The sequence below is a fragment of the Ruegeria sp. HKCCD7255 genome (genome assembly GCF_013031565.1).
Classification (GTDB): domain Bacteria; phylum Pseudomonadota; class Alphaproteobacteria; order Rhodobacterales; family Rhodobacteraceae; genus Ruegeria.
The window spans coordinates 331,142-343,521 of sequence record NZ_WQAG01000003.1; the positions used below are offsets into that span (position 1 = coordinate 331,142).

Here is a 12,380-nt window from a genome sequence, read left to right on the forward strand (position 1 = left end):
CTCAAAGCAGACCCAGTCTTGCGCTGAGGGTACCGTTTGGGATTCAGACAGCCATAGCTGCACCAAAATCTCTGCTTGAGAATTTTCTTCTCCAATTTGTGAATAAAATTGGCACCAGCGTTGTTCGCTTTTTACAAGGCAACGCTATGCTTTTTTTGATCACTTTGAGAATGGAGTAAGAATATGCGTCTGGTACTCGCTTCGGCCATCGCCCTTCAGGCATTTGCCTTTGCACCGATAGTTCATGCAGCAGGCGGAGGCGATAGCAGCCCGCCCAAGCCGACGAACACAACCAAGAAATGCCTGTTTGGCCGAGTCTATGACGAAGCTGCTGGCAAATGTGTAAAACCCAACAAGACAAATTTTTCCCAAGACCAATTATATGATGCCGTGCGCGAACTGGCCTATGACGGGCAGCTTGAACATGCGCAGGACATCTTGCGGGTTATGGATCAGGACGATGACCGGGTGAAAACCTATTGGGGCTTCACCTATCGCAAGATGGGCGAGATTGAACTGGCCAACCTGTTCTATCAGCAGGCCATTGACGCAAATCCCGACAACCTTCTGGCACGCAGCTACATGGGTCAGGGTTTTGTCGCCGAAGGCCGCACCGACCTGGCGATCGAACAATGGCGGGAAATCAAGGCGCGTGGCGGCGAAGGCACATGGGCCGAAGCCTCTCTGCGCGACGCGATCAGCACCGGGCTGACTTATAGCTACTGAGTTTCAGGGTTTCTTTACCCCGACCTCGCTAATCTGCCCGTGAATCACACTATGACTTCACGGGCAGATGCAAGACACAAACGCATTGGTACAGATGACGCCGGGCCGTCAACAACCTGTTGTCGACGCGGATGACGCGGCTACAAAGGTTGTACCGCGCAGACTGAACAGCCGGGAAAAGGCCGCCATTGTTGTGCGCCTGCTGCTGAACGAGGGCGCGGATATCCCGCTTGAGGAATTGCCCGATAGCTTGCAAGAAAAACTCACACATCAACCGGGCCAGATGGGCTTGGTGGATCATGTGACCCTGGCCGCCGTGGCACAAGAGTTCGCCAATGCGCTGGACAGTGTCGGGCTGGCCTTTCCGCATGGGCTGGCAGGTGCTTTGGACGCGGTCAACGACAAGATTGCACCGTCCACCGCCGCTCGGCTGCGCAAAGTGGCCGGTGTCCGTCAGATTGGGGATCCGTGGCAGCGGTTGCGCGAGGTGCCGATTGAAGATCTGGCCAAGATCGCGCAGGCCGAAAGCACCGAAGTTGCAGCGGTCATGCTGTCCAAGCTCGAAACCGCCAACGCCGCGCAGTTACTGGGCCATCTGCCCGGCCCTGTGGCGCGCCGGATCACCTATGCGGTGTCGAAAACGGCCAATGTCACCCCGGACGCTGTAGAGCGGATCGGCTGGTCCCTGGCGGCCCAGTTGGATCAGCGCCCGACCCCGGCTTTCAAAGACGAATCCGGCGCACGGGTTGGAGCCATTCTCAACCAGTCGACAGCAACAACACGGGATGGTTTGCTGACCGCACTGGACGAAGAAGATGCCGATTTCGCAAACTCCGTCCGGCAATCGATCTTTATCTTTGCCCATATCCCCACGCGCATCCTGCCCCGCGACATCCCCGCCGTTCTGCGCGGGGTGGATCAGCCCGTTCTGGTCTCTGCCCTCGCCGGTGCCGCAACCGAAGGCGACCAGGCCGCAGCCGAGTTCATGTTGTCCAACATGTCCATTCGGTTGGCAGAAAACCTGCGCGAGGAAATGGCCGAACGCGGCAAGGTGAAATTGAGTGAGGCAGAAGACGCGATGTCTCAGATCGTCACGGCGATCCGGGCTTTGCTGGACGACGGAACCATCACCCTGGTTGAAACCGATGAGGACGACGAAGACTGACACAGCATCGCGCCCCCGCTTGCGCGGCTTGTGGTTGGCGATTTGTGGCGATATGTCTGGTGCCGAAAATCACAGCACTTGGTGAGTCCCCCGAATGCCCGTCGAAAAGTCGGACCGCAGCCGTCTCGAGCTTGCAGGCTACTATGCCATCAACTTGGCCCTAAAGGGTATTATCGGCGGAATGCGCTTGTTGCCTTACGAGCGCCGGATCGGTGCGATGGGCGCGATCATGCGCACACTGGCACCTGTGGTGGGATTTCGCACGCGCGTGCGGCGCAACCTGAAACTCACCTGCCCCGAGCTTTCAGAAGACGAAATCCGTCGCATCAGCCGCGCAGTACCCGACAATGCCGGCCGTGCGATCATGGAGCATTTCTCACCCGAAGGCTTCATCGAACGCCAAAGCAATGCCAAGGTTTCAGGCTCGGGTGTCGCCGCCTTTGACGCAGCAGTTGCCGAAGGACGCCCGGTGATGATGATCACCGCCCATTTCGGCCATTACCTGGCCGCGCGGATTGCTTTGCAGGCACGCAGCGGCAAACCAATCGGCTGCCTCTATCGTCGGATGGCAAACCCCTATTTCAACGACATGTATGTGCAGGCATTCTACAAAACCGGTGCGCCCATGTTCGAGCAGGGGCGCAAGGGCATGGTCGAGATGGTACGCTCGCTCAAGAAGGGCGGCATCATCGCCATCGTTTCCGATCTGCATGCCCATGGCGGTGAAGAACTGACCTTTTTCGGCAAGCCCGCCGTCACCTCGGTGCTCAACGCCGAACTGGCGATCAAATACAACGCTGTTCTGATCCCCTGCTATGCGGTCCGAGAGCCCAATGGCATCGATTTCGAGATCGTCCTGCACGATCCGGTTGCGCATACCGACCCCAAAACCATGACCCAGTACACCAATGACGACCTTGAAGGTATGGTTCGCCAGCATATGGGCCAGTGGTTCTGGATCCACCGTCGCTGGAAGGCTTGGAATGGCTTGGGCGTTCAACCGCAGGACATGCCCTGATCACTTGACCTTGGTTGCCGCTACAATCGGGCCATGACCGACGCGTTGCACCAAGACCACGGCTGGCAGTGCCTCAGACAGAGATGCGCTGAATTTCTGTGGCGCGACCCCGTCCCAATGTCCGGCAATCTGCGTTTTCTCGACAACATTGGCATAACTCAGGTCACGTCCTGCAAGCTCACCGCGTTTGATCGAGGCGTGTCGCATCGGTGAATACTGCACCACGCGAATTTCATAGGTCTGCCCTTGCGGCAATTCTACGGGGGTCACTTCAACCGTAACATCCTCACCCACGCGCGCCGCCTGCACATAGGCTTTTGGCGCTTCGGTCAGATAAGAGTTGATTACCTCGGCCAACTCGGCAGCATTTGCACCCACGACATCCTGCTGACCGTTGATCACCATCTGAGGGGTATAGATCATCGTCCGGTCGCCCTCGCGCGCGTAGGCGCGTTGACGAAAGGTATGATCCGGATGGGCATACTCGTCCTTCCATCCGATATAGTCCCAATAGTCCACATGCAGTGCCAGACCGATAATGTCATCCCGTTTGACCAGTTCTTCCAGGATACGATCGGCAGGCGGGCAGGATGAGCATCCCTGAGACGTGAACAGCTCGACCACAACCGGGTTTTGCTGGGCGTGGGCGGTGGGCGCAAGCGATAGAGATGCCAGCGCAAGGGCTGCGGCTCGGAACATTTGACTACTCGATCTGGTAAGCATTTCGGGCACAATACTTGCTTAACGGTTCCGCCTCCAATCAAGGTTTCGAGAGAGATACTGCAGTGTGACGCACAAAAATGTGTGCAATGGTATACAAAAATTGACGCAGATGGTCTGTAAGCTCTTGAACCGAAGGCCAACGTCATGCAGATACGCCTCAGCGAATCCCAAAATCCACGTCATTTGAGAGGGAGGCCATTAGATGCCCATCAAAGTCGGACAGGATACCGCCAAGACACGCCGCAGCCTGAGCGTGAATGGCAAGTCCATTTCCTATTACTCAATCCCCGCCGCGCAAGAGGCCGGTCTGGGCGATTTCTCGAAACTGCCTGCCGCGCTCAAAGTGGTGTTGGAAAACATGCTGCGGTTCGAGGATGACGGTTTCTCGGTCTCGGTCGACGACATCAAGGCCTTTGCCGAATGGGGCGTGAATGGCGGCAACAACCCGCGTGAAATCGCCTATCGCCCGGCCCGCGTATTGATGCAGGACTTCACCGGCGTTCCCGCCGTTGTGGACCTGGCCGCGATGCGCGACGGGATCAAAGGTCTGGGTGGCGACGCACAGAAGATCAACCCGCTGAACCCGGTGGATCTGGTCATCGACCACTCGGTCATGATCGACGAGTTCGGCAACCCGCGCGCCTTCCAGATGAATGTGGATCGCGAATATGAGCGCAACATGGAGCGCTACCAGTTCCTGAAATGGGGCCAGAACGCGTTCAACAACTTCCGCGTTGTTCCCCCCGGAACCGGTATCTGCCACCAGGTGAACCTGGAATATCTGGCCCAGACCGTCTGGACAGATACCGATCAGAACGGCGACGAGGTTGCGTACCCTGATACTCTGGTTGGCACCGACAGCCACACCACCATGGTCAACGGCATGGCCGTTCTGGGCTGGGGCGTTGGCGGGATCGAGGCCGAAGCCGCGATGCTGGGTCAGCCGATTTCGATGCTGATCCCCGAAGTGATTGGCTTTGAACTGACCGGCGCGATGGTCGAAGGCACCACCGGCACTGACCTGGTTCTGAAAGTTGTGGAAATGCTGCGCGAAAAAGGCGTGGTGGGCAAATTCGTCGAATTCTATGGCGAAGGTCTGGACCGTCTGCCGCTGGCCGACCGGGCGACGATTGCGAACATGGCGCCCGAATACGGCGCGACCTGTGGTTTCTTCCCGATCGACGGTGAAACCCTGCGCTACCTGCGGAACACAGGCCGTGACGAAGATCGGATCGCTCTGGTCGAAGCCTATGCGAAGGAAAACGGATTCTGGCGCGATGCAGATTACGCGCCGATCTATACCGACACCCTGTCGCTGGACATGGGCACCATCGTTCCCGCCATCTCGGGCCCAAAACGCCCGCAGGACTATGTGGCACTGACCGATGCCAAAGCCGCATTCACCAAAGAAATGGCCGAGACCTTCAAGCGCCCCATGGGCAAGGAAGTCGCGGTCAAAGGTGAAGACTACACCATGGAATCGGGCAAGGTTGTGATCGCCTCGATCACCTCTTGCACCAACACATCGAACCCGTATGTGATGATCGGCGCGGGCCTGGTGGCACGCAAAGCCGCGGCCTTGGGCCTGAACCGCAAACCGTGGGTCAAAACCTCGTTGGCACCGGGATCGCAGGTTGTTTCGGCTTATCTTGAGGCCGCCGGTCTGCAAGAGGATCTGGACAAGGTTGGCTTCAACCTTGTGGGCTATGGCTGCACCACTTGTATCGGTAACTCGGGACCCATCCAGCAAGAGATCTCGGAAGCCATTGCCGAGGGCGACCTGGTCGCAACCTCGGTCCTGTCGGGCAACCGCAACTTCGAAGGTCGGATCTCGCCTGATGTGCGCGCCAACTATCTGGCCTCGCCCCCGCTGGTCGTAGTTTACGCGCTGGCCGGAACGCTGGACATTGACCTCACGTCCGAGCCGATCGGCCAAGACAAAGATGGCAACGACGTCTATATGAAAGACATCTGGCCTAGCCAAAGCGAGATTGCCGAACTGGTTGAGGCAACCGTGACCCGCGAGGCCTTCCAGTCGAAATACGCCGATGTGTTCAAGGGTGACGAGAAATGGCAGGAAGTCGAGGTTCCGCAGCAGGAAACCTATGACTGGCCACCAACCTCGACCTATATCCAGAACCCCCCCTATTTCCAGGGCATGGGGGCCGAGCCGGGCACCATCTCAAATATCGACGGCGCCAAGGTTCTGCTGATCCTGGGGGACATGATCACAACCGACCACATCTCGCCTGCTGGATCCTTTGCAACAACCACACCTGCGGGCAAGTATCTGACAGAACGTCAAGTGGCACCGCGCGAGTTCAACTCGTACGGGTCGCGCCGTGGTAACCATGAGATCATGATGCGCGGCACCTTCGCCAATATCCGCGTCAAGAACGAGATGCTGGATGGTGTTGAGGGGGGCTATACCAAAGGCCCCGATGGCGCACAGACCTCGGTCTACGAGGCGTCCATGGCTTATCAAGAACAGGGCACACCGCTGGTCGTCTTCGGTGGCGAGCAATATGGCGCGGGGTCTTCGCGCGACTGGGCGGCCAAAGGCACCGCGCTTTTGGGTGTGAAGGCTGTGATCGCCGAAAGCTTTGAGCGTATCCACCGCTCGAACCTGGTTGGAATGGGCGTCATCCCGTTCGAGTTCACCGGTGGTGACACTCGCAAGACCCTGGGTCTGAAGGGTGATGAGACAGTTTCGATCCATGGTCTGGATACGATCCAACCGCTTCAGGAAGTGCCTTGTTCGATCGTCTACGGGGATGGTACCGAGAAGACGATCACCCTGAAATGCCGCATCGATACCGCGCCCGAGATTGAATACATCGAAAACGGCGGTGTTCTGCACTATGTTCTGCGCAACCTGGCCAAAGCGGGCTGAGCGCGAATAGCGGATAGCATCTGAAAGGACGCCTTCGGGCGTCCTTTTTTCTTGCGAGGCTCTGCCTCGCGCTCCGAGGTATTTTTGAACAGAAGAAGTTGATTTTTCGCGATTTTGTCGATGTGATGAGCGCATGGACAAAGTTGCATTGATCACAGGCGGCGCGCGCGGCATTGGGCGTGCGATTGTCGAAGAGCTGAGGCGCGATCATCAGGTTGCGTTTACCTATCTGAACTCGGAGCCGTCGGAGGATCTGCTGCAAGGCAACGCTTTGGCGATTCGCTCTGATCTGACTGAGGAAGGCCAGGCAGAGGCTGTTGTAGCGCAGGTGATTGCGCGGTTCGGGCGGCTGGACGTGATTGTGAACAATGCCGGTGCCGTGCTGATGTTGCCGAAAGAGGCGTTTAACTGGCAGGACCAGCAGGCCATTTTGGATTTGAACCTGTCAGTTCCCGCGGCCTTGCTTTCTGCCGCGCTGCCGCATTTGAAAGCAGGCGCGGCGATCGTCAATATCTCATCAATCAACGCCGTCCTGCCCCCGCGCGGGGCCGCGACCTACGGGGCCAGCAAGGCGGGGCTGAACCTGTGGACCCGCGCCATGGCAAAAGAGCTGGGCCCGGAGGGGATCCGCGTGAATGCTGTTGCACCGGGTGCGATCAACATTCCCGAAGCCCCCCGGCCAGAGGAATTAACCGCGCTCTTTGTCAAGGACACAGCGCTGGGCCGAATTGGCAGGCCCGAGGATATCGCAAAGGCAGTACGGTTTTTGGCCTCGGATGCGGCCGATTTCATTACTGGCGAAATTCTGGGCGTGGGCGGAGGGTATCGCCTTTAGCGTAACGTTCAGTTTTGCGCAGCTTTTTCAAGCGCCGGACGGATTGTGCTTGCGATCACCCGCTGGGTGATGGGGCCGGCAAAGCGCAGGATGATAGTGCCGTCACCGTCGATCACATAGGTTTCGGGCACGCCGTAAAGGCCCCAATCCAGCGCCATGCGACCCTGCGCATCAGTACCGATGCCCGCATAGGGATCGCCCAGTTCATTCAGGAAGGCCTGCGCATTATCGGGCTGATCCTTGTAGTTGACGCCATAGACCGGAATGCCCTCATCCGACAGAGCTTGCAGGTTTGGGTGTTCGGCCCGGCACGGCGCACACCAGCTGGCCCAATAATTGACCAGCTTTACCTCTCCGTCGCGCAGCGTGGCGTCATCAAAGCCCGTCTTGTCGGCAAAAGGTGTGAGTACCACAGGTGGTGCGGGTTGCCCTTCGCGCGCAGAGGGCAACGCGTCGGGGTCATCGCGGAACATGCCGATCCCGGCCAGAACGGCAAAAGCGCCAAAGATCAGCGGCGGCGCGATCATCAGGGGTGAGATCCTAGCCATTTCGGGTGACCCTCTGCTCGACCTGCTCCATCTGGGTGCGCACCTTGCGACCGCGGAGAAGGCTGAAGACCACCAACCCGATCAACAGCAGGATCGAGACCGCATAGGCTGACAGCACCGTGTCAGCGTATTTTCCAAGATCGGGGATCATCCACCTACCCTTTCACGTGCCAACAGTGCCCGCATGCGTCGGGCGCGAATTTCGGTGCCGGTGCGATAGAGCACAAGCGCGATGAACAGCAGGACAAAGCCAATGATGCAGAGCAGTAAGGGATAGAAGAAGACGTTGGAGACTTTTTCCTCTGTGTCGGTGCCCGTGATTGCACTGGCCCGCATCACCGACGCACCCTGATGCAACCCCTGATTCCAGAAATTGACTGCATAGCGGCTGAGAAACGCAAAGACCGAGCCAACGAGGCACAGGATCGATGTCAAATCTGCGGCGGTGTCGGGGTCATCAATCGCCTGCCACAAAGCCACATAGCCCAGGTAGAACAGGAACAGAATCAGGAACGAGGTCAGACGCGGATCCCAGGCCCACCATGTCCCCCACATCGGCTGCCCCCAGATTGCTCCGGTCGCCAGAGCGATCAAGGTCATCACGATGCCAACCGGTGCTGCGGCGCGTGCGGCCAGAGCGCTGACATGGTGACGGCGGATCAGCCAGATCAATGAGGTTGCCAGCATCATCAGCCAGCAATTGATTGCCATCAGCGCAGAGGGCACATGCAAATAGATGATCTTGACGGTCGAGCCCTGCTTGTAGTCATCGGGGGTGAAAAAGAACCCCCAGATCAGCCCGATCCCCACGCACAGCGCAGAGGTAACCCAGAAGAACGGCAAGACGCGTTCACTGGTCGCCAGGAATTTCTTGGGGTTGGCGTATTCCCAAACAGAGTTGGCTTTGGCTGCAATTGTCATGTGCTGTATCTAGTCTGACTCGGCCCGGTTCTCAATTGACATCAATCAATCGCGCCCACTTGTCACCTAAGATTGACCCGTAAAACCGCCGCGCTGGCAAAAGGCAGCAGCGCTACGGTGGCTGCGGTTATGCCAGCCAGCATCAGCAAGGGGGTTTCAACCTCCATGCCGATGGCGCCGCGTCGGGCGACCTCGGCCCCGTAGATCAGTGTGGGGACGTAAAGCGGCAGAACCAGAAGCGACAGCAGCAAGCCACCGCGCTTCAGCCCCACGGTCAGGGCTGCTCCGAAGGTTCCGATCACGCTGAGCGCCGGGGTGCCCAGCAAGAGTGAGATCACCAGCCAGACATAGCCCTGTCCGGGCAGGCTGAGCAGCACACCCAGAACCGGCGCGGCCAGAACCAGGGGCAGCCCGGTGGTGATCCAATGCGCCAGCGCCTTGATCGAAACAACGCCTTCCAGTGGCAGTGGGGCGGTGGCCAGCAGATCAAGCGAGCCGTCCTCCCAATCCAGCGCCAGCAGTCGGTCGAGGGATAGAAGACAGGCCAGGAGCGCGCCAAGCCACAGAACACCCGGTGCAATTGTGGCGAGCAGCGCCGATTGCGGCCCAACCGAAAAGGGAACCAGGATGGTGACGATCAGGAAAAAGGCCAGACCCAGGCCGAACCCGCCTCCAGCCCGGATGGCGAGTTTGAGGTCACGCAGCAGCAGGGCGATCACAGGAACCCTCCATCCGTGTCGTCGATCGGTTTTGGTTTGGCTTTGAAGGGCGCCAGCTCCAAAACCTTGGCGTCGAGACCAAGGTCGATATGGGTTGCGATCAGGGCCGAACCGCCCTGCCCCAGATGTTCGCGGATGACGTCGGCAAACAGCGTCACGGCATTTTGGTCCAGCGAGACCGTGGGCTCATCCAAGATCCAGATCGGACGGCCCGTGACCAGCATGCGCGCCAGACCCAAGCGCCGCTTTTGCCCGGCCGAGAGCTGCCCGGCGGGGCGGTGCGCGAGGTCGCTCAGAGCAAAGGCTTGCAGCGCCGGGTTGATATCTGCGGTGCCGAAGACCGAGGCCCAGAATCTAAGATTCTCGGTCACGGTCAGGGTTGGCTTAATTCCGTCCGCGTGTGAGGCATAGGCTATCTGGTCCTCTGCCCCAGCGATCTGCCCTGACAAGGCGGGCTGCAATCCGGCCAGGGTGCGCAAGAGCGTGGTTTTTCCGATCCCGTTGGGCCCGCGTAGGATCAGCACCGCGCTCGGGTGCAGCGTAAAGCTGAGCCCTTCGAGCACAGGGATGCCACCACGGGCGATGGCCAGATCGGAAACCTTTAGCGTCATGAAACCCGCTTAACTGATTGTTGGGCCGCGCAAAAGGTGGGATTTGCCGCAGGAATACCTCCGGCTGTGGTTGGTGCGGGACGGCGTGAGCGGCCAGTCCCTCGTACACCATCGGGTGATTTCAGCCAGATGAAGGCGAATCTCGTCAGACGGGAAGTAGAGCGAGCGCTATGCGGCGTCCTTCCGACAGAAGCACATTATAGGTGCGGCAGGCGGCGGGGGAGTTCATGATTTCGACGCCCAGGCCCGCGGATTCCAACTGGCTGCGCAGGTCTGACGGGATATGCGCCATCTCGGACCCGGTTCCGATCAGGATGACATCCACGTGGGTGGTCAGTTCAAGCAGCAGGTCCGCGTCGCTGAGGCCGCCCCAGGCAGAAGTACCGGTGGGGCCAGTAAGGACCGCGCCGTCGTGGACAGTGCCCCCGATGCGGAAGAAACCGGGGCCGTATCCGTCGACGGGCTTTGCATCGCTATAGGTGATTTCGTTCAATCGCATAGGTCTTTCTAGCTCCAAATTGGCAGGCCAGACAAGGCGGCGGCGGCGATGACCACATAGGCTGCACCGCGATAGAGATGTTCCTTTTCGGGGCGGAAGACCCAGCCGCCCAGCAGGTTACCCACCACATTCGGGATTGCCAGCACTAGGCCCAGCGATGCGGTTGTCCAACTGAGTTCTCCCATCCCGGTCAGATAACCCAGCATCAGGACGTCGAAGCCCAAGAGGAAGAGCAGGATCGTGGCGCGGATCACCGCAACGGGCAGCGGGCGCGACATGTAGAACAGGATCACCGCAGGGCCTGGCAGCCCCGCGATACCTCCCAGGAACCCGGCAGCGGCACCCGTGCCAAAGACCATCGGGCCGGTGACAGTCCCGCGATAGCGCAGGCCAAAGATCAAGATAACCAGCATCGTCAGCGACAACCCACTGACCACATAGCGAAAGACCTCGGGCTCGGTTCGACCGAGCAGCCAGAGACCCATAGGTAAAATCAGGCCGCAAGCCAGCAGCAGGCGGGCGAGATCGGGTTTGTTCACATCCGCCCAGGCGCGGCGCAGATTTGGCAGGGGGCCAAAGACATCCATGATCACTAAAGCGATAATGGCACCAAACGGGCCCAAGAATGGGCTTGCGATGGGTAGGAAGACCAATGCAGTGCCAAAGCCGGAGAAGCCGCGGACGATGCCGCCCAGCAACGCTCCGACTATGATTATGGCCAGCCCCTGTGGGGACTGGCCGAAAAGCTCAGGCATCGATATTTGCGAATTGGTTGCCCGCCGTGTTTGACGGTTTCGACCAGTCGCGCTTGACCCCCAGCCACAGCAGAATGGTCGAGGCCACAAAGACCGACGAATAAGTGCCCACGATCACGCCCCAGATCATCGCAAAGACAAAGCCCCGGATCACGTCACCGCCCAGCACATAAAGTGAGATCAGCGCCAGCAATGTGGTCACCGAGGTCATCACCGTCCGGCTGAGGGTTTCGTTGATCGAGATGTTCAGTACCTCTTTGAGGTCTTTCTTTTTGTATTTCCGCAGGTTTTCGCGCACGCGGTCAAAGACCACCACGGTGTCATTCAACGAGTAACCCACGATGGTCAGAAGGGCCGCGATGATGGCGAGGTCAAAGCGGATTTGCAGTTCCGAGAAGATGCCGATGGTCAGGATCACATCGTGCACCAATGCGGCCACCGCGCCCAGTGCGAACTGCCATTCAAAGCGCAGCCAGATATAGACCAAGACCGCGCCAATCGCGAGAACCACCGCGATAACGGCGGTCTGGATCAACTCGCCCGAGACTTTGGGGCCGACGGATTCGACGGATTCAAAAGGCAGTTTCAACCCCGCATCGGCAGCGGCAAGAACTTCACCGACTTGCGTGATCATATCGGCGCTTACCGCTTCGGCCCCTTCCTGGGCCTGTATGCGGATCATTGCGACATGCTCATCGGGGCCAAAGGTTGGGTCAAAGATCTCGGTGATCGAGACATCTCCCAATTCCAACGGAGCTATGGCATCACGGTATGCCCCGACATCAATCGGCTGCGTACTTTCGGTGCGGATCGTGGTCCCACCTCGGAAATCAATACCGAAATTCAGCCCTTGCAGCATGAAGGACGCAAAGGCGATGACCATCATCAGGCCCGAGATGCCCAACCAGACCTTCCAGCGGCTAAAGAAATCGAACGAGGTTTGTTGGGGGACGAGTTTCAGTCTCAT

The 12,380-nt window shown here is 58.8% G+C and carries 14 protein-coding genes; 5 read left to right on the top strand and 9 right to left on the bottom strand.

Annotated elements, in window-relative coordinates:
• Positions 1-183: 183 nt before the first annotated feature.
• The 3 genes from GOX45_RS08335 to GOX45_RS08345 all read left to right on the top strand — a co-directional run bounded on the left by GOX45_RS08335 (position 184) and on the right by GOX45_RS08345 (position 2,909).
• Positions 184-726: a tetratricopeptide repeat protein gene (locus GOX45_RS08335; protein ID WP_171099806.1), complete on the top strand. Its 543-nt coding sequence runs from the start codon at positions 184-186 to the stop codon at positions 724-726.
• Between the two features lie 67 nt (positions 727-793).
• Entirely contained in the window at positions 794-1,891 is a 1,098-nt protein-coding gene (locus GOX45_RS08340) for a flagellar motor switch protein FliG (RefSeq protein WP_254445958.1), read from the top strand.
• Between the two features lie 94 nt (positions 1,892-1,985).
• Positions 1,986-2,909, top strand: coding sequence for a lysophospholipid acyltransferase family protein (locus tag GOX45_RS08345; protein ID WP_171099808.1), 924 nt, complete (start codon positions 1,986-1,988; stop codon positions 2,907-2,909).
• Here the strand turns inward: GOX45_RS08345 and GOX45_RS08350 are convergent, their stop codons facing one another.
• The gene (locus GOX45_RS08350) at positions 2,910-3,608 is read right to left on the bottom strand and encodes a thioredoxin family protein (RefSeq protein WP_171099809.1); all 699 of its coding nucleotides are present in this window, start codon (positions 3,606-3,608) and stop codon (positions 2,910-2,912) included.
• A gap of 226 nt (positions 3,609-3,834) precedes the next feature.
• Between GOX45_RS08350 and acnA the strand changes: the two genes are divergently transcribed.
• Both acnA and GOX45_RS08360 read left to right on the top strand, forming a co-directional pair.
• On the top strand, positions 3,835-6,525 hold the full coding sequence (gene acnA, locus GOX45_RS08355; RefSeq protein WP_171099811.1) for an aconitate hydratase AcnA: 2,691 nt from the start codon (positions 3,835-3,837) through the stop codon (positions 6,523-6,525).
• Positions 6,526-6,658: 133 nt separating this feature from the next.
• On the top strand, positions 6,659-7,360 hold the full coding sequence (locus GOX45_RS08360) for an SDR family NAD(P)-dependent oxidoreductase (RefSeq protein WP_171099813.1): 702 nt from the start codon (positions 6,659-6,661) through the stop codon (positions 7,358-7,360).
• A gap of 8 nt (positions 7,361-7,368) precedes the next feature.
• Here the strand turns inward: GOX45_RS08360 and GOX45_RS08365 are convergent, their stop codons facing one another.
• The 8 genes from GOX45_RS08365 to secF form a co-directional block, all read right to left on the bottom strand.
• A complete protein-coding gene (locus GOX45_RS08365) occupies positions 7,369-7,908 on the bottom strand; it encodes a DsbE family thiol:disulfide interchange protein (protein WP_171099815.1) in 540 nt (179 codons plus the stop codon).
• A complete protein-coding gene (gene ccmD, locus GOX45_RS08370; RefSeq protein WP_171099817.1) occupies positions 7,901-8,059 on the bottom strand; it encodes a heme exporter protein CcmD in 159 nt (52 codons plus the stop codon). The genes GOX45_RS08365 and ccmD overlap by 8 nt, the downstream gene beginning before the upstream one ends.
• Complete coding sequence (locus GOX45_RS08375; RefSeq protein WP_171099819.1) at positions 8,056-8,829, bottom strand: heme ABC transporter permease; 774 nt, start codon at positions 8,827-8,829, stop codon at positions 8,056-8,058. Before GOX45_RS08375 ends, ccmD begins: the two co-directional genes overlap by 4 nt.
• A 62-nt stretch (positions 8,830-8,891) precedes the next feature.
• Positions 8,892-9,548 (bottom strand): heme exporter protein CcmB, encoded by a 657-nt coding sequence (gene ccmB, locus GOX45_RS08380; RefSeq protein WP_171099821.1) that lies wholly within the window; start codon positions 9,546-9,548, stop codon positions 8,892-8,894.
• Entirely contained in the window at positions 9,545-10,159 is a 615-nt protein-coding gene (gene ccmA / locus GOX45_RS08385) for a heme ABC exporter ATP-binding protein CcmA (RefSeq protein WP_171099822.1), read from the bottom strand. The genes ccmB and ccmA overlap by 4 nt, the downstream gene beginning before the upstream one ends.
• Positions 10,160-10,304: 145 nt before the next feature.
• A complete protein-coding gene (locus GOX45_RS08390; protein WP_171099824.1) occupies positions 10,305-10,658 on the bottom strand; it encodes an Mth938-like domain-containing protein in 354 nt (117 codons plus the stop codon).
• 8 nt (positions 10,659-10,666) lie between these two features.
• Positions 10,667-11,413, bottom strand: coding sequence for a sulfite exporter TauE/SafE family protein (locus GOX45_RS08395; RefSeq protein WP_171099826.1), 747 nt, complete (start codon positions 11,411-11,413; stop codon positions 10,667-10,669).
• Positions 11,406-12,380 (bottom strand): protein translocase subunit SecF, encoded by a 975-nt coding sequence (gene secF / locus GOX45_RS08400; protein ID WP_171099829.1) that lies wholly within the window; start codon positions 12,378-12,380, stop codon positions 11,406-11,408. Before secF ends, GOX45_RS08395 begins: the two co-directional genes overlap by 8 nt.

Excerpts from the sequence above, each read along its gene's own strand:
- GOX45_RS08335 (WP_171099806.1), top strand. The coding sequence starts at position 184 with ATGCGTCTGGTACTCGCTTCGGCCATCGCCCTTCAGGCATTTGCCTTT.
- GOX45_RS08340 (WP_254445958.1), top strand. The coding sequence starts at position 794 with ATGCAAGACACAAACGCATTGGTACAGATGACGCCGGGCCGTCAACAA.
- GOX45_RS08345 (WP_171099808.1), top strand. The coding sequence starts at position 1,986 with ATGCCCGTCGAAAAGTCGGACCGCAGCCGTCTCGAGCTTGCAGGCTAC.
- GOX45_RS08350 (WP_171099809.1), bottom strand. The coding sequence starts at position 3,608 with ATGTTCCGAGCCGCAGCCCTTGCGCTGGCATCTCTATCGCTTGCGCCC.
- acnA (WP_171099811.1), top strand. The coding sequence starts at position 3,835 with ATGCCCATCAAAGTCGGACAGGATACCGCCAAGACACGCCGCAGCCTG.
- GOX45_RS08360 (WP_171099813.1), top strand. The coding sequence starts at position 6,659 with ATGGACAAAGTTGCATTGATCACAGGCGGCGCGCGCGGCATTGGGCGT.
- GOX45_RS08365 (WP_171099815.1), bottom strand. The coding sequence starts at position 7,908 with ATGGCTAGGATCTCACCCCTGATGATCGCGCCGCCGCTGATCTTTGGC.
- ccmD (WP_171099817.1), bottom strand. The coding sequence starts at position 8,059 with ATGATCCCCGATCTTGGAAAATACGCTGACACGGTGCTGTCAGCCTAT.
- GOX45_RS08375 (WP_171099819.1), bottom strand. The coding sequence starts at position 8,829 with ATGACAATTGCAGCCAAAGCCAACTCTGTTTGGGAATACGCCAACCCC.
- ccmA (WP_171099822.1), bottom strand. The coding sequence starts at position 10,159 with ATGACGCTAAAGGTTTCCGATCTGGCCATCGCCCGTGGTGGCATCCCT.
- GOX45_RS08390 (WP_171099824.1), bottom strand. The coding sequence starts at position 10,658 with ATGCGATTGAACGAAATCACCTATAGCGATGCAAAGCCCGTCGACGGA.
- GOX45_RS08395 (WP_171099826.1), bottom strand. The coding sequence starts at position 11,413 with ATGCCTGAGCTTTTCGGCCAGTCCCCACAGGGGCTGGCCATAATCATA.
- secF (WP_171099829.1), bottom strand. The coding sequence starts at position 12,380 with ATGAGACTGAAACTCGTCCCCCAACAAACCTCGTTCGATTTCTTTAGC.